Origin of the sequence: Chitiniphilus eburneus (assembly GCF_005048205.1) — a bacterium.
Taxonomy (GTDB): Bacteria; Pseudomonadota; Gammaproteobacteria; order Burkholderiales; family Chitinibacteraceae; genus Chitiniphilus; species Chitiniphilus eburneus.
On the sequence record NZ_SUMF01000017.1, the window covers coordinates 1 to 20,903 of the forward strand.

The 20,903-nt window shown below is 64.9% G+C and carries 19 protein-coding genes; 14 read left to right on the forward strand and 5 right to left on the reverse strand.

The genetic code is table 11. The features are described 5' to 3' along the window. The first annotated feature begins 293 nt into the window (after nt 1–293). The 8 genes from aroC to mltG all read left to right on the forward strand — a co-directional run bounded on the left by aroC (nt 294) and on the right by mltG (nt 8,358). Nucleotides 294–1,397, forward strand: a complete 1,104-nt coding sequence (gene aroC / locus FAZ21_RS13635; RefSeq protein WP_136773996.1) for a chorismate synthase — start codon at nt 294–296, stop codon at nt 1,395–1,397. Nucleotides 1,398–1,405: 8 nt separating this feature from the next. After that, the gene (locus tag FAZ21_RS13640; RefSeq protein WP_169307396.1) at nt 1,406–2,038 is read left to right on the forward strand and encodes a DUF4136 domain-containing protein; all 633 of its coding nucleotides are present in this window, start codon (nt 1,406–1,408) and stop codon (nt 2,036–2,038) included. Between the two features lie 56 nt (nt 2,039–2,094). Continuing rightward, entirely contained in the window at nt 2,095–2,931 is an 837-nt protein-coding gene (gene hpnD, locus FAZ21_RS13645) for a presqualene diphosphate synthase HpnD (protein WP_136773998.1), read from the forward strand. Next, nucleotides 2,907–3,053: a hypothetical protein gene (locus tag FAZ21_RS20320; RefSeq protein ID WP_169307397.1), complete on the forward strand. Its 147-nt coding sequence runs from the start codon at nt 2,907–2,909 to the stop codon at nt 3,051–3,053. The genes hpnD and FAZ21_RS20320 overlap by 25 nt, the downstream gene beginning before the upstream one ends. Then, entirely contained in the window at nt 3,050–4,357 is a 1,308-nt protein-coding gene (gene hpnE, locus FAZ21_RS13650; RefSeq protein WP_211243465.1) for a hydroxysqualene dehydroxylase HpnE, read from the forward strand. Before FAZ21_RS20320 ends, hpnE begins: the two co-directional genes overlap by 4 nt. Then, nucleotides 4,354–5,130, forward strand: a complete 777-nt coding sequence (locus tag FAZ21_RS13655) for an SDR family NAD(P)-dependent oxidoreductase (protein ID WP_136773999.1) — start codon at nt 4,354–4,356, stop codon at nt 5,128–5,130. The genes hpnE and FAZ21_RS13655 overlap by 4 nt, the downstream gene beginning before the upstream one ends. 242 nt (nt 5,131–5,372) lie before the next feature. Then, nucleotides 5,373–7,358, forward strand: a complete 1,986-nt coding sequence (gene yoaA, locus FAZ21_RS13660; RefSeq protein WP_136774000.1) for a DNA repair helicase YoaA — start codon at nt 5,373–5,375, stop codon at nt 7,356–7,358. Then, nucleotides 7,303–8,358, forward strand: coding sequence for an endolytic transglycosylase MltG (mltG, locus tag FAZ21_RS13665; protein WP_246038645.1), 1,056 nt, complete (start codon nt 7,303–7,305; stop codon nt 8,356–8,358). The genes yoaA and mltG overlap by 56 nt, the downstream gene beginning before the upstream one ends. On the opposite strand, the gene hemG is transcribed toward mltG, so the two are convergent. The 5 genes from hemG to FAZ21_RS13690 all read right to left on the reverse strand — a co-directional run bounded on the left by hemG (nt 8,340) and on the right by FAZ21_RS13690 (nt 14,854). Then, complete coding sequence (gene hemG / locus FAZ21_RS13670) at nt 8,340–8,906, reverse strand: menaquinone-dependent protoporphyrinogen IX dehydrogenase (protein WP_136774001.1); 567 nt, start codon at nt 8,904–8,906, stop codon at nt 8,340–8,342. The genes mltG and hemG overlap by 19 nt on opposite strands. Nucleotides 8,907–9,017: 111 nt before the next feature. Then, entirely contained in the window at nt 9,018–9,818 is an 801-nt protein-coding gene (locus tag FAZ21_RS13675) for an amino acid ABC transporter permease (protein WP_136774002.1), read from the reverse strand. 86 nt (nt 9,819–9,904) lie between these two features. Beyond that, on the reverse strand, nt 9,905–10,651 hold the full coding sequence (locus tag FAZ21_RS13680; RefSeq protein WP_136774003.1) for a basic amino acid ABC transporter substrate-binding protein: 747 nt from the start codon (nt 10,649–10,651) through the stop codon (nt 9,905–9,907). A gap of 155 nt (nt 10,652–10,806) precedes the next feature. After that, on the reverse strand, nt 10,807–11,619 hold the full coding sequence (locus FAZ21_RS13685; RefSeq protein WP_169307398.1) for an HDOD domain-containing protein: 813 nt from the start codon (nt 11,617–11,619) through the stop codon (nt 10,807–10,809). A gap of 130 nt (nt 11,620–11,749) precedes the next feature. After that, on the reverse strand, nt 11,750–14,854 hold the full coding sequence (locus tag FAZ21_RS13690) for an Rne/Rng family ribonuclease (RefSeq protein ID WP_169307399.1): 3,105 nt from the start codon (nt 14,852–14,854) through the stop codon (nt 11,750–11,752). Nucleotides 14,855–15,476: 622 nt separating this feature from the next. On the opposite strand from FAZ21_RS13690, the gene FAZ21_RS13695 reads away from it, so the two are divergent. The 6 genes from FAZ21_RS13695 (at nt 15,477) to FAZ21_RS13720 (ending at nt 20,361) form a co-directional block, all read left to right on the forward strand. Further along, on the forward strand, nt 15,477–16,451 hold the full coding sequence (locus FAZ21_RS13695; protein WP_136774005.1) for an RluA family pseudouridine synthase: 975 nt from the start codon (nt 15,477–15,479) through the stop codon (nt 16,449–16,451). A gap of 3 nt (nt 16,452–16,454) precedes the next feature. Beyond that, the gene (locus tag FAZ21_RS13700; protein WP_136774006.1) at nt 16,455–17,108 is read left to right on the forward strand and encodes an HAD family hydrolase; all 654 of its coding nucleotides are present in this window, start codon (nt 16,455–16,457) and stop codon (nt 17,106–17,108) included. Further along, a complete protein-coding gene (locus FAZ21_RS13705; RefSeq protein ID WP_136774007.1) occupies nt 17,108–17,485 on the forward strand; it encodes a Rieske (2Fe-2S) protein in 378 nt (125 codons plus the stop codon). Before FAZ21_RS13700 ends, FAZ21_RS13705 begins: the two co-directional genes overlap by 1 nt. A 13-nt stretch (nt 17,486–17,498) precedes the next feature. Further along, nucleotides 17,499–18,434 carry a S49 family peptidase gene (locus FAZ21_RS13710; protein ID WP_136774008.1) on the forward strand — a complete coding sequence of 312 codons (936 nt, stop codon included), beginning with the start codon at nt 17,499–17,501 and terminating at the stop codon, nt 18,432–18,434. A 12-nt stretch (nt 18,435–18,446) separates the two neighbouring features. Continuing rightward, on the forward strand, nt 18,447–19,304 hold the full coding sequence (gene motD / locus FAZ21_RS13715; RefSeq protein ID WP_246038647.1) for a flagellar motor protein MotD: 858 nt from the start codon (nt 18,447–18,449) through the stop codon (nt 19,302–19,304). Between the two features lie 316 nt (nt 19,305–19,620). Next, on the forward strand, nt 19,621–20,361 hold the full coding sequence (locus FAZ21_RS13720) for an alpha/beta hydrolase (protein ID WP_169307400.1): 741 nt from the start codon (nt 19,621–19,623) through the stop codon (nt 20,359–20,361). The last annotated feature ends 542 nt before the right edge of the window (nt 20,362–20,903 follow it).

Sequence of the window (20,903 nt, forward strand, 5' to 3'; positions counted from 1 at the left end):
CCCGTGTGAAAGTAGGTCATCGCCAGACACCTTATGCAGACCCCCGAGACCGCAAGGCTCGGGGGTTTTTGCTTTGGTGCCGTGCCGCGCGGTGGGGTGCGGTGGCCAAGGCGCTACGGCGCGGCCGGGTGGGGTGGGGCGGCGATGCCGCAGGCCCCCTGTTTCCTCTGCGGATTCCACTCCCGTCCCGCTTGCAAGGTCAGCTCACACAATGGGTTCAAGTGCACGCCGGACTGCATGATAAAATCGCCCGTTCCCGTTTCGGCATTGACGCGTCGCGTCGCAGGAGTCGTATGTCCGGCAATTCGCTTGGTCTGCTGTTTACCGTTACATCCTTCGGCGAAAGCCATGGCCCGGGTATCGGTTGCGTCGTGGATGGCTGCCCGCCGGGAATGGCGCTGAGTGAAGCCGATATCCAGCTGGAACTGGACCGCCGCAAGCCGGGAACCAGCCGTCACGTTACCCAGCGCAAGGAAGCGGATCAGGTGGAAATCCTGTCTGGCGTATTCGAAGGGCGCACCACGGGCACACCCATTGCCTTGCTGATCCGGAATACCGACCAGCGTAGCCAGGATTACGGCAAGATCGTCGAGACCTTCCGCCCAGGCCATGCCGACTATACCTATTGGCACAAGTACGGCATTCGCGATCATCGCGGCGGTGGTCGTTCCTCCGCGCGCGAAACCGCCGTGCGCGTGGCTGCCGGGGCCATTGCCAAGAAATGGTTGCACGAACGTCATGGCGTGGTGATTCGTGGCTATATGAGCCAATTGGGCGAGATCGACATCCCCTTCGTCGCCTGGGATCAGGTAGGCGAAAACCCATTCTTCTCGCCGAATAACGCCATCGTTCCCCGACTCGAGGATTACATGGACGCGATCCGCAAGGAGCGCGATTCGGTGGGCGCGAAAATCACGGTGGTGGCGGAGAACGTGCCGGTCGGCTGGGGCGAGCCGGTCTACGATCGCCTGGATGCCGACATTGCCTACAACATGATGAACATCAACGCGGTGAAAGGGGTGGAGATCGGCGCCGGCTTCAAGAGCGTGGCGCAGAAGGGCTCGCAACACTGCGATGAACTGACCCCCGAAGGTTTTGCCGGCAATGAGGCAGGCGGTGTGCTCGGCGGTATTTCCACCGGGCAGGACATCGTGGTGAACATTGCCGTCAAGCCGACCTCCAGCATCGCGCAGGAGCGTCGCTCCATCGACAAGCAGGGGAACGCCGTGATGATGGCGACCACCGGGCGGCACGATCCCTGCGTCGGCATCCGTGCCACGCCGATTGCCGAAGCCATGCTGGCGCTGACCTTGATCGATCATGCATTGCGCCACCGGGCCCAATGCGGCGATGTGGTGGTGGAGACGCCGCGCATCCCCGGGCGCATCGCTCGCTGAGCCGCGCCATGCGCTACCTGGCCCTCGCCCTGGTTCTGCTTTGCTCTGGCTGCGCGGCGCCTCAGTTTGTCGCCCAGGTCAGCGTACGGCATACCATCGATACGCCCTTTGCCGGCAAACGGTTTGCCTTTCAGCGTACGCCGGAGCAAAGCCAGAGCCTGCTTCAGCAGAATGTCGAATCCCAGGTCGGCACGGCATTGTCGCAGCAAGGCCTGCGGTTCGCCGACCGGGAACAGGATGCCGACTGGCTGGTCGCGCTGGACTATGGCGTCGATGATGGCAAGGCGGTCACCCGACAGGTGCCGGTATGGGGCACTGTCGGATACAGCGTCTATTACCAGCGGATCAGCACGGGGCAGGGTGTCGTACTGGTGCCCAGCTATTTCCCCCAGACGGGTATCGTCGGCAGCGTGCCGGTCACGGATACGGTCTACACCCGCTTTCTCAATGTCGATATCTTCGACCGCAAGCCCCTGGCTGCGGGGGATTTCGCCAAGCGCTACGAAGGCAGTGCCAGCAACCAGAGTGCGGAACGCGAGTTCGATCCCGCGTTGCCGTGGCTGATCCGCGCGCTCTTCCAGTCTTTCCCCGGTTTCTCCGGCACCACGAGCGAAGTGCGTTTCGAGCTGCCGAAAAAGTAGCCACGCATGGCGCTGGGGTACAATGCCCGCCGACCCGATAGCGCGGAGCCCCCGTCGTGACCCCCGATCAGTATTGCGAGGACAAGGCCGCCCAGAGCGGCTCCAGTTTCTATTACAGCTTCCGCTTCCTGCCGGCGGCGCAACGCCGGGCGATTACCGCGCTCTATGCCTTTTGCCGCGAGGTCGACGACGTGGTGGACGAATGCCACGACGAAAACGTGGCCCGTACCAAGCTGGCGTGGTGGCGTACCGAGATCGACCGCATGTACGCCGGCGATCCGCAGCATCCCGTTACCCAGGCGTTGCGGCCCGCGCTGGGCACCTACGATCTTCAGCGCGAGCACTTTCTCGAGATCATCGACGGCATGCAGATGGATCTGGAGCAGGCACGCTACAACGCCTTCAAGGATCTTCAGCTTTACTGTTACCGCGTGGCTTCGGTGGTCGGCCTGATGGCCGCCAGCATCTTTGGCTACCAGGATCGCCAGACCCAGAAATACGCCCACGATCTGGGCATTGCCTTCCAGCTGACCAATATCATTCGCGATGTCGGTGAAGATGCGCGGCGCGGCCGGATCTATCTGCCGGTCGAGGAACTGCAACAGTTCGACGTGCCTGCCGCCGATATTCTCAATTACCGCGAAACGGAGAACTTCCGTCGCCTGATGGCGTTCCAGATCGATCGCGCCGAATCTTATTACGCCAAGGCCATCGAGCAATTGCCCGCAATCGATCGCAAATCGCAACGCACGGGGCTGGTCATGGCGGCGATCTACCGCGCCACGCTGGACGAGATCAAGCGCGACGGGCCGCAGAAAGTGCTCAACCAACGCCTCAGCCTCACGCCGATCCGCAAACTGTGGCTGGCATGGAAGACCTACTGGTTCGCCTGATTCAACTGCGCGGTGATGATGTCGCCGCTGGATTCAACATGTCGATTCCTCGATTTTCCGTGGCGCTGGATTCCGGCCTTCGGGTGGCCGTGATCGATTTTCCCGGGGAAGGTGGCCGGTGAAGCGCGTCGCGGTGCTGGGTGGTGGCTATGCGGGCATGGCGGCGGCGGTGGCGCTGGCGGATGCCGGCCTGCGCGTCACGGTGCTCGAAGCCGGCAAGGTGCTGGGTGGTCGTGCGCGGAAGGTGTCGCTGGACGGGCGCGAGCTGGACAACGGGCAACACCTGGTGATCGGTGGCTATCGCGACCTGCTGGCGATGATGCGCCGGGTGGGCGTCGATCCGGATATCGCTTACCTGCGTACGCCGCTCGATCTGGCGGTGCGACCGGATTTCCACCTGCGTTGCCCGGACTGGCCCGCGCCGTGGCATCTCGCCGCCGCGCTGGCCACGGTGCGAGGTCTTGCGCTGCGCGAACGCTGGGCATTGACGCGGGCGGTGCTGGCTGCGCGCTGGTCTGGCTGGCGGTTGAAGACCGATTGCGCCGTATCGGCATGGTTGCAGATGCAGCGGCAATCCGTGCCACTGATCGAACGCTTCTGGCGTCCGCTGACCGTGGCGGCCTTGAACACACCGCTGGAGCTGGCCTCGACCCAGGTGCTGTTCAATGTGCTGCGCGACAGCCTGGGCGGCAGCCGCGACGCATCCGACCTGCTGTTTCCCCGTGTGGATTTCTCCGCCTTGTTTCCGGATGCCGCGGCGGCGCATGTGGTGCGCCACGGCGGGGAGATCCGGTTGGGCAGTACGGTGAAGCAACTGACACGGCGCGGCGACGGCTGGCGAATCAACGATGACACGACCGCCTTCGACGGCGTGGTGTGCGCATTGCCCCCACATCGTCTGGGGATGGCGCTGCATCGCACCCTGGCCGACGAACTGGGTGTCGATGTCGCCGCGCTGGAGGCCTGGGATTACCAGCCCATCGTGACGCTTTATCTGGAATACCACCGCGCATCGTTGCCGCAACCGATGGTGGGCCTGTCCGGCGGGCTGGTGCAGTGGGTATTCGATCATGCGCATACGCACGACGTGCCCAACCGGATCGCGGTGGTGCTGTCGGCGCGTGGCGCGCACAGCGAACTGGAGCGCGAAGCGCTGGAGCGCGCAGTGGTGCTGGAGCTGGACCGGGCCTTTGGCTGGGGACAGCCGGACTGGTGCAGGCTGATTGCCGAAAAGCGCGCCACTTTCGCCTGTGCGCCCGGCCTGACGCGGCCGGCCAATGCCACCGTGGCGGCCACGCTGTGGCTCGCTGGCGATTTCACGGCCGGCGATTATCCCGCTACGCTGGAAGGAGCCGTACAGAGCGGCCAGAAGGCGGCACGTGGGATAATCGCCGCATTGCAAACCCAAGACAGCAGAACGACATGAGCGACTGGAAAACCTATCAGGCTTCGGCCGATGAATTGAAAGACCGGGTGATCCTGGTGACCGGCGCCGGGCAGGGCCTGGGCGAGGCCGCCGCGCTGGCGTTCGCGCGCCAGGGGGCCACGGTGATCCTGCTGGGCCGCAACGAGAAAAAGCTGGCACGGGTATACGACGCCATCGAAGCCTCGGGTGGCGCGCGCCCGGCCGCCATCCCGCTCGATCTGGCCAAGGCCAGCGAAGCGGAGCTGGCGCAGATGGGCATGCTGATCCAGCGGGAGTTCGGCCGGCTCGACGGCATCCTGCACGCCGCCAATGGCTTCGCCTTCCTCTCGCCGCTGACCAGCCAGAAGCTCGACGAATGGGTGGATCAGTTCCGCGTCAACGTCGCGGCGCCATTCGCCATGACGCGCGCATTGCTGCCGCTGCTGGAAAAATCGCCGGATGCGTCGGTGCTGGTGCTGGGCGAAAACCACGCGCTTCAGCCCAAGGCCTACTGGGGTGGCTACACCGTGTCCAAGACCGGTCAGCGTGCCTGGGTCGAAATCGCCGCGGACGAATGGGATCAGTTGACCAACCTGCGGATCAACCTGCTGGTGCCGGGCCCGATCCACTCGCCGTTCCGTACCAAGACGCACCCGGGCGAATCGCCCGAATCGTTGCCGGCCACCGACAGCATCGTGCCGTCGTTGCTGTACTGGATGGGGCCGGCCAGCAAGGGGCAGAGCGGGCAGACCGTGATCTTCAATGAGCGGGAGACCACCGATCCCGCTCTGTAATATGTCACACGAACCTTCGGGGATGGCGCCGCTCTATTTGAATGTGGGCTCGACGTGATTCGATATTCCGGAGCACGTTTGAACCTTGTAGTGTCTCCATCTCCCTGTTGCACGCCCTGCGCCTTGCGGGGCGTCTTTTTTTGCCCGTAACGGGCCCCGCCGTTGCTTCGCCGCCCGGAACATTTGCCGGAAGGGGTCGGGGCCGCCTGATACAATTCCTGCTTTTCCTGCGCACGCTGTTCATGACGATCGAGGAACTCTTCGCCGCCGACGGGCCCATTGCCGCCGCATTCCCCGGCTACACGCCGCGTGCGCAGCAGGTCGCGATGGCGCAGGCGGTCGATCATGCGATCCGCCAGCGTGGACGCCTGATCGCGGAGGCGGGTACCGGCACGGGCAAGACCTTTGCTTACCTGGTGCCGGCCCTGATGAGTGGCGGCAAGGTGATCGTCTCCACCGGCACCAAGACCCTCCAGGATCAGCTTTACGCGCGCGACCTGCCGCTGGTGCGCGATCTGCTCAAGGTACCGGTTACCGTGGCGCTGCTCAAAGGGCGCGCCAATTACGTCTGTCATTACCATCTGGAACGCGCGCGCCATGAAGGGCGCTTCATGCGGCGCGAGGATATCGCCGATCTGCAAAAGGTGGAGCGCTATGCGCGCCTGACGCAATCGGGCGACAAGGCCGGCTGTGCCGGGGTGGCCGAGGATGCGCCGATCTGGGCGCACGTCACCAGCACCCGCGACAATTGCCTGGGCAGCGATTGCCCGCACCACAAGGATTGCTTCGTGCTGAAGGCGCGCAAGGATGCGCAGGAGGCCGATGTGGTGGTCGTCAACCATCACCTGTTCTTCGCCGATGTCTGGCTGCGGGACGAAGGCGCCGGTGAACTGCTGCCGGCCTGCAATACCGTCATCTTCGACGAAGCACATCAACTGCCCGAGATCGCCAGCCTGTTCTTCGGCGAAACCATCACCTCCGGCCAACTGGTGGAACTGGCGCGCGATGTGCGCGCCGAGGCGCTGGTGATCGCCAAGGATTACGTACGCCTGCCGCAGGCCTCCGAAGCGCTGGAAAAAGCCGTGCGCGATTTCCGGCTGGCCTTCCGCCCGGAACCGGCGCGGCTGCCGCAGAACGAACTGGCCACCAAGTTCAAGGATTACGAAGCCAAGCTGGCCGAGCTGATCGAAAAGCTGTCCGCCGTGGAGGGCGAGCTGGCCGTGCAGGCCGAGCGGGCGGAAGAATTGCAAAAGTGCCACGAGCGGGCCACCGCGCTGCGCGAGGTATTGGTGCGCTGGCAGGGTGGCGACGATGAGGAAGCGGTGCACTGGGTCGATATCACCCCGCATGGCTTCCTGCTGCATGCCACACCGCTCAATATAGCCAAGCTGTTCCAACGCCAGCTCAACAGCGGCCAGCGCGCCTGGGTGTTTGCCTCCGCCACCCTGGCGGTGAATGGGCAGTTCACCCATTTTCAGCACGAACTGGGCTTGTGGGAGGCCGAAACCGCCACCTGGGACAGCCCGTTCGACTACAAGCAGCAGGCCGTGCTCTACGTGCCGCGCGATATGCCGGAAGCCAACGCGCCCGGTTTCACCGCCAAGGTGATCGAACGCGCCTGGCCGCTGCTGGAGCTGACGCAGGGGCATGCCTTCCTGCTGTTCACCAGCTTGCGCGCCATGCGTGAAGCGCACGAACTCGTAACCCAGAAACTGAAGGATGCCGGCCTCGACTGGCCGGTGCTGTTGCAGGGGCAGGGCAGCCGTACTGAGTTGCTGGATAAGTTCCGCCGCTCGCCCAACGCCATCCTAGTCGCCAGCCAGACCTTCTGGGAGGGCATCGACGTCAAGGGTGAGCAACTGTCGCTGGTGGTGATCGACAAGCTGCCCTTCTCGCCACCGGACGACCCAGTCCTCTCCGCCCGCATCGGCCAGATGCAGAAAAGCGGGCGCAATGCCTTCGTCGACTACCAGCTACCGCACGCCGCCATCACCCTCAAGCAAGGCGCCGGCCGATTGATCCGCGACGAGCGCGACACCGGCATCCTGATGATCGGCGATACCCGGCTGGTGGATAAACCTTATGGCAAGCTGTTGTGGAAAAGCCTGCCGCCGATGTTCCGCTCCCGCGAACTCGACACCGTCAAACGATTCTTCGAGGTAAAACGCCAGCATGGCCGCCCGCAAGACGACCAGCAAACCGACCCCGCGCCGTCCGGCGAAGCGTAGTGGCGGCGGCTTCGGCCGCTTCCTGCATCGCCTGTTCACCGTCCTGCTGTTGCTCGCGCTGCTGGGTGCGGGTGCCGGCTATTACTACGCCACGCGCCCGCTGGACCTCACGCTGCCCACGCGCTTTACCGTCGGCCCCGGCTCGGTGCGCGCCACGGCCGCGCAGTTGTCGCAGCAGGGCGTGATCGATTCGGCACTCGCGTTCCGCCTGCTGGCGCGCCTGACCGGTCAGGACACCCGGCTCAAGGCCGGTGTGTACGACCTGACCCAGCCGACGTCCATGGTCGAGCTGATCGGCAAGCTGGCGCGAGGCGAAGCCAGCCAGATCGCGTTCACGGTCATCGAGGGCTGGAACTGGCGTGAACTGCGCGCGGCGCTGGCGCGGCAGCAGACGTTGAAACCCGAAGCCACGCTGATGAGCGATGCCGAACTGCTGCTGGAACTGGGCATCGACGCGCCCAGCCTGGAAGGGCAGTTCTTTCCCGATACCTATTTTGTCGCCGTCGGCGGCTCCGACCTGCAGGTGCTGGCGCGTGCGCACCAGCGCTTGCAGACCAAGCTGGACGCCGCCTGGGCGGCGCGCGACCCGGCCACGCCGCTCAAGAACCCCTACGAGGCGTTGACGCTGGCATCCATCGTCGAAAAGGAAACCGGCACCGAGGCCGATCGCGCCATGGTGGCGGGCGTGTTCGCCAATCGGCTGCGCATCGGCATGCGTTTGCAGACCGATCCATCGGTAATCTACGGCATGGGCGAGCACTACGCCGGCAATATCCGCAAACGCGATCTACAGACCGACACGCCGTACAACACCTATACCCGCGCCGGCCTGCCGCCCACGCCGATTGCCATGCCGGGTGAGGCGGCGCTGCTGGCCGCCACCCGCCCGGCGCAGACCAAGGCCTTGTACTTCGTCGCGCGCGGCGATGGCAGCTCGCATTTCTCGGAGTCGCTGGACGCGCACAACGACGCGGTCAACCGCTATATCCGCAAGCGTTGAGCGGAGGCGGTGCGCGCCAGGGCCGCGCACTGTTCGGCAAAGGCGCCCACCCTGGCCCAGTCGGTGTACTCGATGCGGCTGGCCGGATCGGTCGGCCCGCCGGTCATGCGCATGATGGCGCGGATCATCAGCCGGTCTAGCCAGCCATGGCGTGCGTAATCCAGCGCGCCGGCGAAGGCGGTGGCCACGGCGGGATTCAGGCGGTGCCGCGCCAGCCATTTGCGCAGGTAGGGATTGCCATCGGGCGTATCGCGCCCCGGCTTGCGCGCGACCAGGTTGACCGACGCCAGGGCCACCGGTTTGCGGGCCAGGAGATCGCGATGCCGCTGGACGAAAGATTCGGCGGCGGGAAGGTGGTGGCCATAGCGCACGGCCGCCACCAGAACCACGGCGGCAGCTTCCTCGAGCCGTTCGACATCGGGGGGGGCAACGGCCAGGTCATAGCGACAACAGGACAGCCCGAGGATGGCGGGATGTTCGGCGACACGCTCGGCGATGCGCCGGCTCAGGCCATCATGCGTGGCGTGGCAGATCAGCAACTCGTTCATCTTGGCAGCTTAGCGGTGGTTGAGCTGGTTCGCCTTGCGTACTGCCGGTGCTTTGATCAGGGTAAAAAGAACGGCAGACCGAGGTCTGCCGTTGGTGCGGAATGTGCGCGGTTACTGGATGCCGCCGCTGGCCTTGAAGTGCTTTTCCAGCCAGGCCACGCCCCACGCCATCAGCAGCGTGAGGATCAGGTAGACGAAGGAAATGGCCAGGTAGGGCTCCCAGTAGCGCGAATAGGCGCCGGCCACGGTGCGCGCGGCATAGGCCAACTCGGTCAGGCCGATGGCCGAGACCAGCGAGCTGTCCTTGAGCAGCATGATCGCTTCGTTGCCCAGCGGAGGCAGCATGCGGCGGAACGCCTGCGGCACGATGATGAAGCGCATCGTCTGCCAGTAGTTCATGCCGAGCGAGCGGCTGGCTTCGAACTGGCCCTTGGCGATCGACTGGATGCCGGCGCGGAAGATTTCGGTGATATAGGCGCCCGCGTTCAGCGTCAGCGCCACCAGGCCCGACATGAAGGCGCCGTAGTCCTGCCGCAGCGTACTGGCCAGCTCACCGCTGATCAGCAGGCCATCGCCGGGGTGGACCAGCAATGGCATCAACGCAAAGTGGATCAGCAGAATCTGCACGAACAGCGGCGTACCGCGAAAGAAGGTGACATAGGCAGTCGAAGGCCAGCGCACCAGCAGCTTGACCGGGTACTTCCATGGGCCGTGCCGTACCTCGGCCAGCCGCGCCATCCCCATGACGAGACCGATCAACGTGCCCATGACCACGGCGAGCAAGGTGATCAACAGCGTCATCTTGACGCCCTCGACAAACAGCTCGCGGTACTCCCAGATCATCTGCAGGCGAAAGTGCTCGAACAACGGCACGTTCTGCTGCACGCGCTCCCAGAACTGAATGAAATCCATGTTTTTGTCTTATGAAAACCAAATAAAAGAAGCGCAAACCGGGCCGCGGGATGCGCTTCGTATCGCGGCGGACCGCGGTCGGGCGATCAGTTGCCGAAATACTTGCGGTAGATTTTGTCGTAGGTGCCGTCGGCCTTGATGGTGGCGAGGCCCTTGTTGATCTTGGCCACCAGGTCCTTGTTGCCCTTCTTCACCGCGAAGCCGTAATACTCCTTGGCAAAGGTGGGATCGTCCAGCGTCTTGAGCTTGGCGGTCTTGTTGTTGGCGATGAAGTTCACCACCACACCATTGTCGGCCACCACGGCGTCCACGCCACCGGACAGCAGTTCCTGCAAGGCCAGCGGGGTGGATTCGAAACGCTTGATGTTGGGGCTGGTCTTGCCCAGCAGCTTCTGCACCACTTCGTCGCCGGTGGTGCCGGTCTGCACACCCACCTTCTTGCCCTTCAGATCGGAGAAGCGCTTGATCGGGCTATTGGTGTTCACGCCGATCAATTGCTTGGCTTCGAAATAGGGATCGGAGAAATCCATCGTCTGCTTGCGCTCGTTGGTGATCGTCACCGCCGAGGCGACGATATCGCGATCCCCCGTGGGCAGCGTGGCGAAGATGCCTTCCCACGGCGTGTTGTGGAACTTCACCTTGAAGCCACCCTTGGCGGCCGCAGCGGTCAGCACGTCCACATCGAAGCCCACCACCACCTGCTTCTTGTCCAGCGATTCGAACGGCGCGTAAGCCGCATCGGAAGCGACCTGATAGATTTTTTCCGCAGCCTGGGCACCGGTAACGATGGCAAGGCCGAGCAGGGCCGCAAAAAGGCGATTCAAGGAACGCATTAGTCTCTCCTGGGAGCGGGCGGAACACCCGGCATTGTAAGGTTTGCTGTTTCGCAGACTAGGCAGAGCGTCTTCGCACGCCTATTAGGTCAAACCCTAGCTCAGCCGGACGGTGTTTGCGCTAAGGCGTGCCGTGATACAGGTGACGACACGCCTTAGCTCAGGATACGTTCCATCTCGGGGTCGAGCGTCACCAGCTCGGGCAATTGCAGGCGGATGGCGTCGCGAATCGACACATCGGTGTCCGCGGGCAGGCGTGACAGCGCCTGGTCCAGTTGCTCCGGCGTGGGGTCTTCCGGCAGGGAGGTCAGCGCCACGGCCAGTTGCAGTACGCGCGACAGACGCGACTCGGGCTCGGGGGTGTTCTGGTCCGCCAGCGCCTGGCGAATCGGGTCGGGAAAATTCCAGCGCGATGCCAGCTCGGCAGCCACCTGGATGTAATCGAACCCGATGTTGTTGTCTTCGAGCTGCACGCGGTTGCCGCCACCGGCCACCGACCGATCGATCCGGACTGCCAGATCGGGCTGCACCACATGGATCAGCAATTCCCCGATGTTATGCAGCAGACCGCAGAGGAAGGCCGCCTCGGGATTCAGGCGCAGCATTCGGGCCAGCTTGTGAGCGGCACTGCCCACGCCCAGGCTGACACGCCAGAACGCCTTGCGATCGAAACCGGGCGTGGCGACGAAGGCACCGGTTACGCCGGAGGCCACCACCAGGGTTCGCACGGTATCGAAACCGAGCACGATGATCGCCTCGTTGACCGAGCCGATCTTGCGGCTGACGCCAAACTGAACGGAGTTCGCCAAGCGTAATACTTTGGCGGTGATGACCTGATCCAGCGAGATGCGCTTGGCCACTTCGCCAAGGTTGATATCGCTCTGGCTGAAAGTGCCGAGCAGATCCTGCACGATGCGCGGGATGGTGGGCAGCTTGTGAGTCTGGTCGAAGATGTCTTCGAGATGCATGCATCCTCCGGGGGCAAAGCGCGCCCTCATTCAGCGCCATGCTAACGCAGCGAGCAAGGTAAAGACAGGCCAAGCGACAAGGAAAAAGCCGCCAAAGATCGGCGGCTTTTTCATCGGGCGAAGGCGCGGGTCAGGATTCGCGCGTTTCCACCTGGGTCAACGCGGGCGTTTCGGCCTGCGGTGTGGCGGCTGCCTCGCTGCGGCGGCGTGCGGCCGGCTTGGCCGCCGCGGGTGCTTCCTCGGCTGCCGGCGCGGGGGCGTCGGCGCGCGTTTCCACCAGTTGCAGCGGCTCGGCCTGCGCCGACTGCGTGTCACGCGGCTGTGCATCACGGCGGCGACGGCGTACCGGCGCTTGCGGCACTTCGGCATTCACCGCCGGGGCATCGGCACGGGTGGCAACCATGACCAGGCCTGCTTCCTCCGGCGTACCGACCTCGATGGCCGGCGTGCTGGCGGGGGCGGCAGGCTCGAAGGCCAGCGCGGACTGCTGAGGTGCGACGGCGGCCGGCTCGGCGACGACCACCGGTTCGGGCGCGGCCACGGCTTCGACCACCGGCTCGGCCGGGGCGGGCGTTTCCAGCACGGGGGCGACGACGACTGGTGCTTCGGCCACCACCGGGGCAGGGGCCACGACGGGGGCTTCCACCGGTGCTTCCATGGCCACCGGCGCGGTGACTTCCACCGGCGCCGCAGCTTCTACCGGCGCGGCCGGGGCAGTTACCACGGGTGCTTCGACGACGGGGGCCACGGGCTCGGCCGGAGCCGTTGCCACGGGAGCGGGCGCAGCGATCGGCTGGGCAGCCGGAGCCACTTCATCCTCCACGCCGGTCTTCGTTTCCCACCACGGCTGTGCGGCCGACTGGGGCGCTTCGGCCACGGCGGGTTGCGTGGCTTCGACGGCTTGCGGTGCCACGGCGCCGGCTTCATCGGCGATCACGGTGCCGGCTTCGGCGTTGTCGCTCACGCTGCCTTCGGCGTTGCGATCACGACGATCGCCACGACGATTGCGACGACGACGGCCACGGCCCTCGCCACCCTCGGCGCCCGCCTCGGACGGCTGGCCTTCCACTGCCGGTGCGTTGTTCAGCAGGTTTTCGGCTTCGGCGGCAGCGGCGACGCTGGCTTCCTTCGGGGCGCGCTCGGCGCGCGGCTGGCGTGGTTGACGCGGCTCACGCGATTCGCGCGATTCACGATTGCCACGGTTCTCGCTCTGGGTTTCCAGTGCCGGGCGCTCCTGGCGTTCGTTCCGTTCCTGACGCTCGCCGCGTTCGGACTGGTTCTGGCGCTCATTGCGGTTGCCGCGTTGATTGCGGTTGGTCTGGTCTTCCTCGATCCGGGGCTTGTTGCCGCCACGACGCTCGTTCTGGCCGCGTTCCTGGCGTTCGCCGCGTTGCTCCTCGCCATTGCGTTCCTGGCGCTCGCCACGATTGCCGCGATTGCCACGGTCGTTACGCTCGTTGCGGTCGCGACGACCGTTGCCCTTCTGCTGCGCGCGTTTCGGTTCGACCGCGGGTGCGGCTTCCTGCGTGCTGCCGCCGCTGAGCCAGCCGACGAAACGCGACCACAGCGATGGCGCGGCCGGCGCGGCGACGGGTTGGGGCATGCTGTCGCGGGCGGACACGGGCGCCGGCTGTGCCGGGGTAATGCCCTTGACGGCGGCTTCGGGACGCTTGGCCTGTTCTTCCTTGGCGCGGCCCGGCTGATAGCCTTCCTCGGGCGGCACTTCCATCATCTTGTACGACGGCAGCACTTCGTCGATCAGGTTCAGATCGTCGTGGCGCAGGCGGCTGACGGTGTAGTTCGGCGTTTCCAGGTGGATGTTGGGGATCAGCACCACGGCCACCTTGAGGCGGGCTTCGATGGTGTGGATCTCGGCGCGCTTCTCGTTGAGCAGGAAGGTGGCGACATCCACCGGCACCTGCGCATGGACGGCGCCCGTGTTCTCCTTCATGGCCTCTTCCTGCATGATCCGCAGGATGTGCAGGGCGGACGATTCGATGCCGCGGATCACGCCGGTGCCGTGGCAGCGCGGGCAGGCGATATGGCTGGTTTCTTCCAGGCTGGGTTGCAGGCGCTGGCGCGACAGTTCCATCAGGCCGAAGCGGCTGATCTTGCCGGTCTGGACCCGGGCGCGATCGAAATGCAGCGCCTCGCGCAGGCGGTTTTCCACCTCGCGCTGGTTCTTCGGGTTTTCCATGTCGATGAAGTCGATCACGATCAGGCCGCCGACGTCGCGCAGGCGCAACTGGCGGGCGATCTCGTCCGATGCTTCAAGATTGGTGCGCAGGGCGGTTTCCTCGATGTCGGTGCCCTTGGTGGCGCGGGCCGAGTTCACATCGATGGAATAGAGCGCTTCGGTCTTGTCGATGACGATGGCGCCGCCGGAAGGCAGGGTCACTTCACGGGCGTAGGCGCTTTCGATCTGGTGTTCGATCTGGAACCGCGAGAACAACGGAACGTCGTCCTGATAGATTTTCACGCGGTTGACGTTGCCCGGCATCACGTGGCTCATGAACTGCCGGGCCTGTTCGTAGATGTCGGCCTTATCGATCAGGATTTCGCCGATCTCGGGCTGGAAGTAATCGCGGATGGCACGGATGACCAGGCTGGATTCCTGATAGATCAGGAATGCGCCGTTCTGCGACGTGGCGGCACCTTCGACGGCCTTCCACAGTTGCAGCAGGTAGTTCAGGTCCCATTGCAGTTCTTCGACCGACCGGCCGATGGCGGCGGTGCGGGCGATCAGGCTCATGCCGGAAGGGGTTTCGAGCTGGTCGAGCACGGCGCGCAGTTCCTGGCGCTCGTCGCCCTCGATGCGGCGGGAGACACCACCGCCACGCGGGTTGTTCGGCATCAGCACCAGGTAGCGGCCAGCCAGGCTGATATAGGTGGTGAGCGCCGCGCCCTTGTTGCCGCGTTCGTCCTTTTCCACCTGGACGATCAGTTCCTGGCCTTCGCGCAGCAGATCGGCAACGCGGCCACGGCCGCCGTCGCTTTCACTCATGTAGGAACGGGCAATTTCCTTGAACGGCAGGAAGCCGTGGCGTTCGCAGCCGTAGTCGACGAAGCAGGCTTCGAGGCTGGGCTCGATACGGGTGATGACACCCTTGTAGATGTTGGACTTGCGTTGTTCCTTGCCAACAGTCTCGATATCCAGGTCGATCAGCTTCTGGCCATCGACAATCGCGACGCGCAGCTCTTCGGCCTGCGTCGCATTGAACAGCATTCTCTTCATGAAAAAGGCTCCTGCACGCACTCCAACGGCAGGGAGCCCCGGCGCGCAAGCGCCAGCAACCCGGAGTCGATCGCGGCGGCGAAACGGCACAATGGCGTCCGGTTCGCGCGGGCAATGGGGTAAAGATGCGGGTTGTGGTGTGCGGAATATCCTCAGTCGGGCGTCGGATGACGCGAAGGGGAGCCGGGGTGACCAGGGCTGGCTGCGGCGCGATGCGCGGCGAGTGCTTCAGCGCTGGCATCCACGTTTCTATGCCGCCCGGCCGCGCATCCCAGGAGGAACTGCGCGGGCCGCGCGGAGTAAACCGTGCGAGTGCGTTGCGTGTACAAATCAATTACCATCGCTACTTTTTTGCGGTGAGCAGGGTTAACCGCTTCCCGAATCGATGCTGGTCCGGACGCGCCGCCGCGAGACCCGCGCACGCACTCCCGAAAACGATGCCGAAAAGACGGCGCCGGGAGGGGTACAGAACTACGGTACGGCGGGAAAAGTGATCGCTGGCGTATGCGGCCGGAACGGCCAAAGAGCGGGAAAAAACCGCGCTGCGACGAGAATGGCGGCAAAGTTCGAATAGCGAACCCGTTCCGGCCCTGACGCAACGTGCAACAGAGTATATGTCAAGATGTCACAGACTAGCAAAGCACCTGTTCCACTCGCTGTTTCCTTCGTCACCGTGGCCGAGGATAGCGCGGGCCAGCGGATCGACAACTTTCTGCTGCGCGAGCTGAAAGGGGTACCAAAAAGCCGGATCTACAAGCTGATCCGTGGCGGTGAGGTACGGGTGAACAAGGGGCGCATCGACGCCACCTATCGCTTGCAGGCGGGCGATGTGCTGCGCATTCCGCCGGTACGCGTGGCGGAAAAGCCCGACGCGGCCCCGGCCGTCGCGGCCAGTGAGCGCATCCAGGTACCGGTGGTGTTCGAGGACGACGCGCTGCTGGTGGTGGACAAACCCGCCGGCCTCGCGGTGCATGGCGGTTCCGGTGTGTCGTTCGGCCTGATCGAGCTGTTGCGCGCGCAGCGCCCGCAGGCCAAGTTCCTGGAGCTGGTGCATCGGCTGGACCGCGAAACATCGGGTCTGCTGCTGGTGGCCAAGAAGCGCAGCGCGCTGACGGCGCTGCATGAGCTGCTGCGCGACGCCCACAATATCGACAAGCGCTACCTGGCCCTGGTCAAAGGGGCCTGGCCCGACGAAAAGCGTAACCTGCGCTACAAGCTGTTCAAGTATTCCACCGCCGATGGCGAACGCCGCGTACGCGTGGCGCCGGACGGGCAGGATGCGCATACCGTCATTTATCGGCGCAAGGTCTGGTCCGATTGCGCGCTGGTCGAGTGCGAACTCAAGACCGGGCGTACCCACCAGATTCGGGTCCATCTTGCCACCGCCGGCTTTCCCATCCTGGGCGATGAAAAATACGGCGATTTCCCGTTGAACAAATCACTGGTGCGCCAGGGGCTGAAACGAATGTTCCTGCATGCCTGGAAACTGAAATTCGCGCATCCGCTCACCGGTCAGCCGCTGACGCTGGAAGCCCCGCTACCGCCCGAGCTGGCCGCCTATGTGGCGACGCTGGACGCGGCCACCAAGGAACACTGACCGATGTCCAACGCTTTCGATCTGCTGGTCTTCGACTGGGACGGCACGCTGATGGATTCGACCGGCACCATCGCCTTGTCGATCCAGCGCGCCTTCGTCGACGTCGGCCTGCCCGAACCCACCGATACCCAGGCGCGCTTCGTGATCGGTTATGGCCTGACCGAAGCCATGGCCTACCTGGCGCCGGGCGCGGATGCGCCAACCATTGCGCGCGTGGTGGAAGCGTATCGCCACTACTATCTGGCGCAGGATCAGTCACTGGTGCTGTATGAAGGCGTACGCGAATGGCTGCCGCGCCTGCGCGAAGCCGGCTATCCGCTCGCCGTGGCCACCGGCAAGTCGCGCGTCGGGCTGGACCGCGTGCTGGCGCATACCGGCCTGGGCGAGTTGTTCGAGGTGACGCGCACCGCCGACGAGGCGTTCTCCAAGCCGCACCCGGCAATGCTGGAATACATCCTCGATTACATGGATGTCGCGCCTGAACGCGCCTTGATGGTGGGCGACACCACGCATGACCTGCAACTGGCAATCAATGCCGGCACGCGCAGCGCCGCCATGACCTATGGCGCGCATCCGCTCGCGGACATGTTGCCATTGTCGCCGCTGGCGCATTTCGACGACTTTCCCGCGCTGGCGCGCTGGCTGCTGGAGGCGTGATGCAGGACGATCCGTTGATCGAACCGGGCGGGCGCATCTGCGGCCTGGAGCAACTGCCCGACCGCGGCCTCGGCGTGCGCTTCGCGCTGGATTACGCCGGTGAGCGCCGCAGTGCCTTCGTGGTGAATTTCCATGGCCGGGTACGCGCTTATCTCAATAGCTGCGCGCATATTCCGGTAGAGCTGGATTACCGTGCCGGCGATTTCTTCGACCTCTCCGGCGCCTATCTTGTGTGCGCCACCCACGGCGCCTACTATGCCCCGGACAGCGGACTCTGCCTGGGCGGTCCTTGCCCCGGACGCAGCCTGACATCGGTGGCGCTGGAAACGCGTGCCGACGGCGTGTACCTCGCCGACGAACCGATCAACTTCGATTAAGCGGACTTCACACATGCAAGAAAACTGGGAACGCCAGGCCCTCACCGATCTGCTCCAGGCGGGAATCAAGGAGCAACGCAGGGCACGGCGCTGGGGCATCTTCTTCAAGATCATCGGTTTCAGCTATCTGTTCCTGCTGCTGGCGCTGGTGCTCGGCTGGGTGGGACAGCGCAACCTGGAGCAGACCGCGCGCGGGCCGCATACCGCGCTGGTCAATCTGGACGGCGTGATCCAGGCCGGCGGCGAGGGCGATATCGGCGTGGTGGCGCAGGGGCTGCGCGACGCGTTCGACGACGTCAACACCAAGGGCGTGATCCTGCGGGTGAACAGCCCGGGCGGCAGCCCGGTGCAATCGGGCCAGTTGCATGACGAAATGCTCCGGCTGCGCAAGGCGCACCCGGCGATTCCGCTCTACGTCGTGGTCGAGGATATCTGCGCCTCCGGCTGCTATTACACCGCCGTGGCGGCCAATTCGATCTACGCCGACAAGGCCAGCATCGTTGGCTCCATCGGTGTGTTGATGGATGGCTTTGGCTTCACCGATACCATGAGCAAGCTGGGCGTGGAGCGCCGCCTGCTCACGGCCGGCAAGAACAAGGGTTTTCTCGATCCGTTCTCGCCGCTGAATGACACCCAGCGCGCCAAGGCGCAGGAGATGCTCGACGAGATTCACGCGCAGTTCATCAACGTGGTCAAGGAAGGGCGCGGCAAGCGGCTGGTGGATGACCCCGAATTGTTCAGCGGGCTGGTGTGGAGCGGTGAAAAGAGCGTGAAGCTGGGCCTGGTGGATGGCCTGGGATCGGTCGGCAGCGTAGCGCGCGACGTGGTCAAGGCCGAAGACGTGGTGGACTTCACCCCGCAGCCCGACTATCTGGATCGGCTGGCCAAGCGCATGGGCATCGCCGCGGCGTCCACGCTGGGTTCGCGGCTGGATCTGCAACTACGCTGAACGGAACGCCCCATGGCCCGTCGCAAACGCCCCGAAGAACACGAGAATCACGAGCGCTGGCTGGTGTCCTACGCGGACTTCATCACGCTGCTGTTCGCGTTCTTCGTGGTGATGTATGCGATTTCGTCGGTCAACGAAGGCAAGTACCGCGTGCTGTCCGATTCAATGATCACCGCCTTTCGCAACGATCCCTCGGCGCAGGTGGCGACGATCCGCATCGAACAGGCGCAGGGCCAGCCCAAGCGCATCATCCAGCCACTGAAATCGCAGACCGGCAGCCCGACCCCCAACCCGGCCCTTGAAGAAGAAACAAAGCGCATGCGCGGCATGGCGGGCAACCTGCGCACCGCGCTCGGGCCGCTGATCCAGCAGGGCAAGGTCCGGGTCACGCAATCGAAACGCGGCATCGCGGTGGAGATCGCCGATTCGGTGCTGTTCCAGACCGCCAAGGCCGACCTGCAACCGCAGTCGGTCGCCGCACTGACGGCGGTTGCCAAGCTGGTCACCGCGACCGACAACCTGATCCAGGTGGAAGGCCACACCGACAACCAGCCCATCCGCTCGCTGCAATATCCGTCCAACTGGGAGTTGTCCGCCGCGCGCGCCGCATCGGTGGTGCGTTTGTTCGCGGACGAGGACATCGCGCCACAACGCATGGTGGCGATCGGCTACGGCGAATATCGCCCGGTGGAATCCAACGATACCGATACCGGGCGGGCGCGTAATCGCCGGGTGACGCTGAATATCCTGGCCGACAACCGCGACGACGTGTCGGTGCTGTCGCCGGAAACGCATGTCACCCCGCAACCGCTCACCCCGCAGCCGCCTCCGGAACCGACCCCTGCGCCGCAGCCGGCCGAGCGCTGGTGATCAACGACAGCCAGACCACAAGGCGACCGACAAGGTCGCCTTGTGGTATCCGGCGTGCCGTCGGGCAGGTTTGCAGCACCGTCACCGCCTGCCCTGGCAACGCTGGCCAGTATTGCGCCAGCCTGAAGGCGTGCCGGCCTCGGTCCGATCCACCGTTTTCGAGGCGGGTATCCGGCGAGCGCTGCACGGTTTGCGTGCCGGCAAACCCGCCCGTGCCGGGCTTGCCCGTATTGCCCAAAGGGGCTGGCAGGCGCAGGGGCGGCATCGTATCGTCGGGGTTTCGCATCTACCTTGCGGGCAACAGGAGCCATCGCGCATGCCGACTTCCAATGTGGTTTACGACGACCAGGGCGTTCAGCTCACCGGCAGCATCGATCTGCCCGAGACCGGCGTCGGCCAGGACATCCTGCTGCTGATGCACGGCTTTACCGGGCATCGCATGGAGCTGGCGTACTTCTTCGTCGATATCGGCCGACGGCTGGCCGCGCATGGCGTAACGGTCTATCGCTTCGATTTTCGCGGCTGTGGCGAAAGCGGTGGGCGATTCGAAGACATCACGGTGGCCGACCAGATTCGCCAGGTCGGCGCACTGATGCAATGGCTGGGGGAACGCCATCCCCATGCACGGCTGCACTTGGCCGGGTTCAGCATGGGCGGGCTGGCCGCCGCGCATGCCACCCTGCGCGGCGCGGCGCCCAAGACACTGACGTTGATCGCCCCGGCGGGCAACATGGCCGAGGTGGTCCGGCGCAATCGCGATGCGGCGCTGGTCCTGCCGGATGGCACCGCCGACTTGCTGGGCCTGCCCATCGGCCTGGCGTTGCGGGACGAGGTGGAAAGCTGGGACCCGATGGCCGGGCTGGAAGGCATCGCCGTACCGACGCTGGTGATCCAGTGCAGCGAGGATGCCGCCGTGCCGGTGGCGGTGGGGCGCGCCATCGCCAAGTCCATCCCTGGCGCACGCTGGCATGAGGTGCCGGACGCCGATCATATCTTCGGCCGCATCGTGGCACGCGAAGCGCTGGCGAAGGCGATGCTGGCGCGCCTGTTTGATTAAGCGGACGGTTGTGGTGCACTGGAGGTGAACGGGCCCCCGGCGGAGCCGGGCGCGTCTGATGATCGGTATGCCGGCAACGGCGCTTCCTGATCGATCCCACTCCCCCGCCCTCGCCGCCGCGAGGGAGCCTCGCGTTGCTCGGGTGGTGATGGAGGCGTAATGGCGGGCCATTCGATGCTGGAGCGCGCTGTAAACAGTCCCCCTGCGGAGCCGGGCGCGTCTGATGATCGGTATGCCGGCAGCGGCGCTTCCTGATCGATCCCACTCCCCCGCCCTCGCCGCCGCGAGGGAGCCTCGCGGTTGCTCGGGTGGTGGTGGAGGCGTAATGGTGGGCCATTCGATGCTATGGCGCGCTGCAAGCAGTCCCCGGCAGAGCCAGGCGCGTCTGATCATCGATATGCCGGCAGCGGCGCTTCCTGATCGATCCCACTCCCCCCGCCCTCGCCGCCGCGAGGGAGCCTCGCTTTGCTCGGGTGGTGATGGAGGCGTAATGGCGGGCCATTCGATGCTATGGCGCGCTGTAAGTAGTCCCCTGCGGAGCC

Coding starts and splice junctions, on each gene's coding strand:
- FAZ21_RS13700 (WP_136774006.1), top strand. CDS start 16,455: ATGTCCAACGCTTTCGATCTGCTGGTCTTCGACTGGGACGGCACGCTG.
- FAZ21_RS13710 (WP_136774008.1), top strand. CDS start 17,499: ATGCAAGAAAACTGGGAACGCCAGGCCCTCACCGATCTGCTCCAGGCG.
- FAZ21_RS20320 (WP_169307397.1), top strand. CDS start 2,907: ATGGAAGACCTACTGGTTCGCCTGATTCAACTGCGCGGTGATGATGTC.
- mltG (WP_246038645.1), top strand. CDS start 7,303: ATGGCCGCCCGCAAGACGACCAGCAAACCGACCCCGCGCCGTCCGGCG.
- FAZ21_RS13690 (WP_169307399.1), bottom strand. CDS start 14,854: ATGAAGAGAATGCTGTTCAATGCGACGCAGGCCGAAGAGCTGCGCGTC.
- aroC (WP_136773996.1), top strand. CDS start 294: ATGTCCGGCAATTCGCTTGGTCTGCTGTTTACCGTTACATCCTTCGGC.
- FAZ21_RS13675 (WP_136774002.1), bottom strand. CDS start 9,818: ATGGATTTCATTCAGTTCTGGGAGCGCGTGCAGCAGAACGTGCCGTTG.
- yoaA (WP_136774000.1), top strand. CDS start 5,373: ATGACGATCGAGGAACTCTTCGCCGCCGACGGGCCCATTGCCGCCGCA.
- motD (WP_246038647.1), top strand. CDS start 18,447: ATGGCCCGTCGCAAACGCCCCGAAGAACACGAGAATCACGAGCGCTGG.
- FAZ21_RS13685 (WP_169307398.1), bottom strand. CDS start 11,619: ATGCATCTCGAAGACATCTTCGACCAGACTCACAAGCTGCCCACCATC.
- FAZ21_RS13695 (WP_136774005.1), top strand. CDS start 15,477: ATGTCACAGACTAGCAAAGCACCTGTTCCACTCGCTGTTTCCTTCGTC.
- FAZ21_RS13705 (WP_136774007.1), top strand. CDS start 17,108: ATGCAGGACGATCCGTTGATCGAACCGGGCGGGCGCATCTGCGGCCTG.
- FAZ21_RS13680 (WP_136774003.1), bottom strand. CDS start 10,651: ATGCGTTCCTTGAATCGCCTTTTTGCGGCCCTGCTCGGCCTTGCCATC.
- FAZ21_RS13640 (WP_169307396.1), top strand. CDS start 1,406: ATGCGCTACCTGGCCCTCGCCCTGGTTCTGCTTTGCTCTGGCTGCGCG.
- hemG (WP_136774001.1), bottom strand. CDS start 8,906: ATGAACGAGTTGCTGATCTGCCACGCCACGCATGATGGCCTGAGCCGG.
- FAZ21_RS13720 (WP_169307400.1), top strand. CDS start 19,621: ATGCCGACTTCCAATGTGGTTTACGACGACCAGGGCGTTCAGCTCACC.
- FAZ21_RS13655 (WP_136773999.1), top strand. CDS start 4,354: ATGAGCGACTGGAAAACCTATCAGGCTTCGGCCGATGAATTGAAAGAC.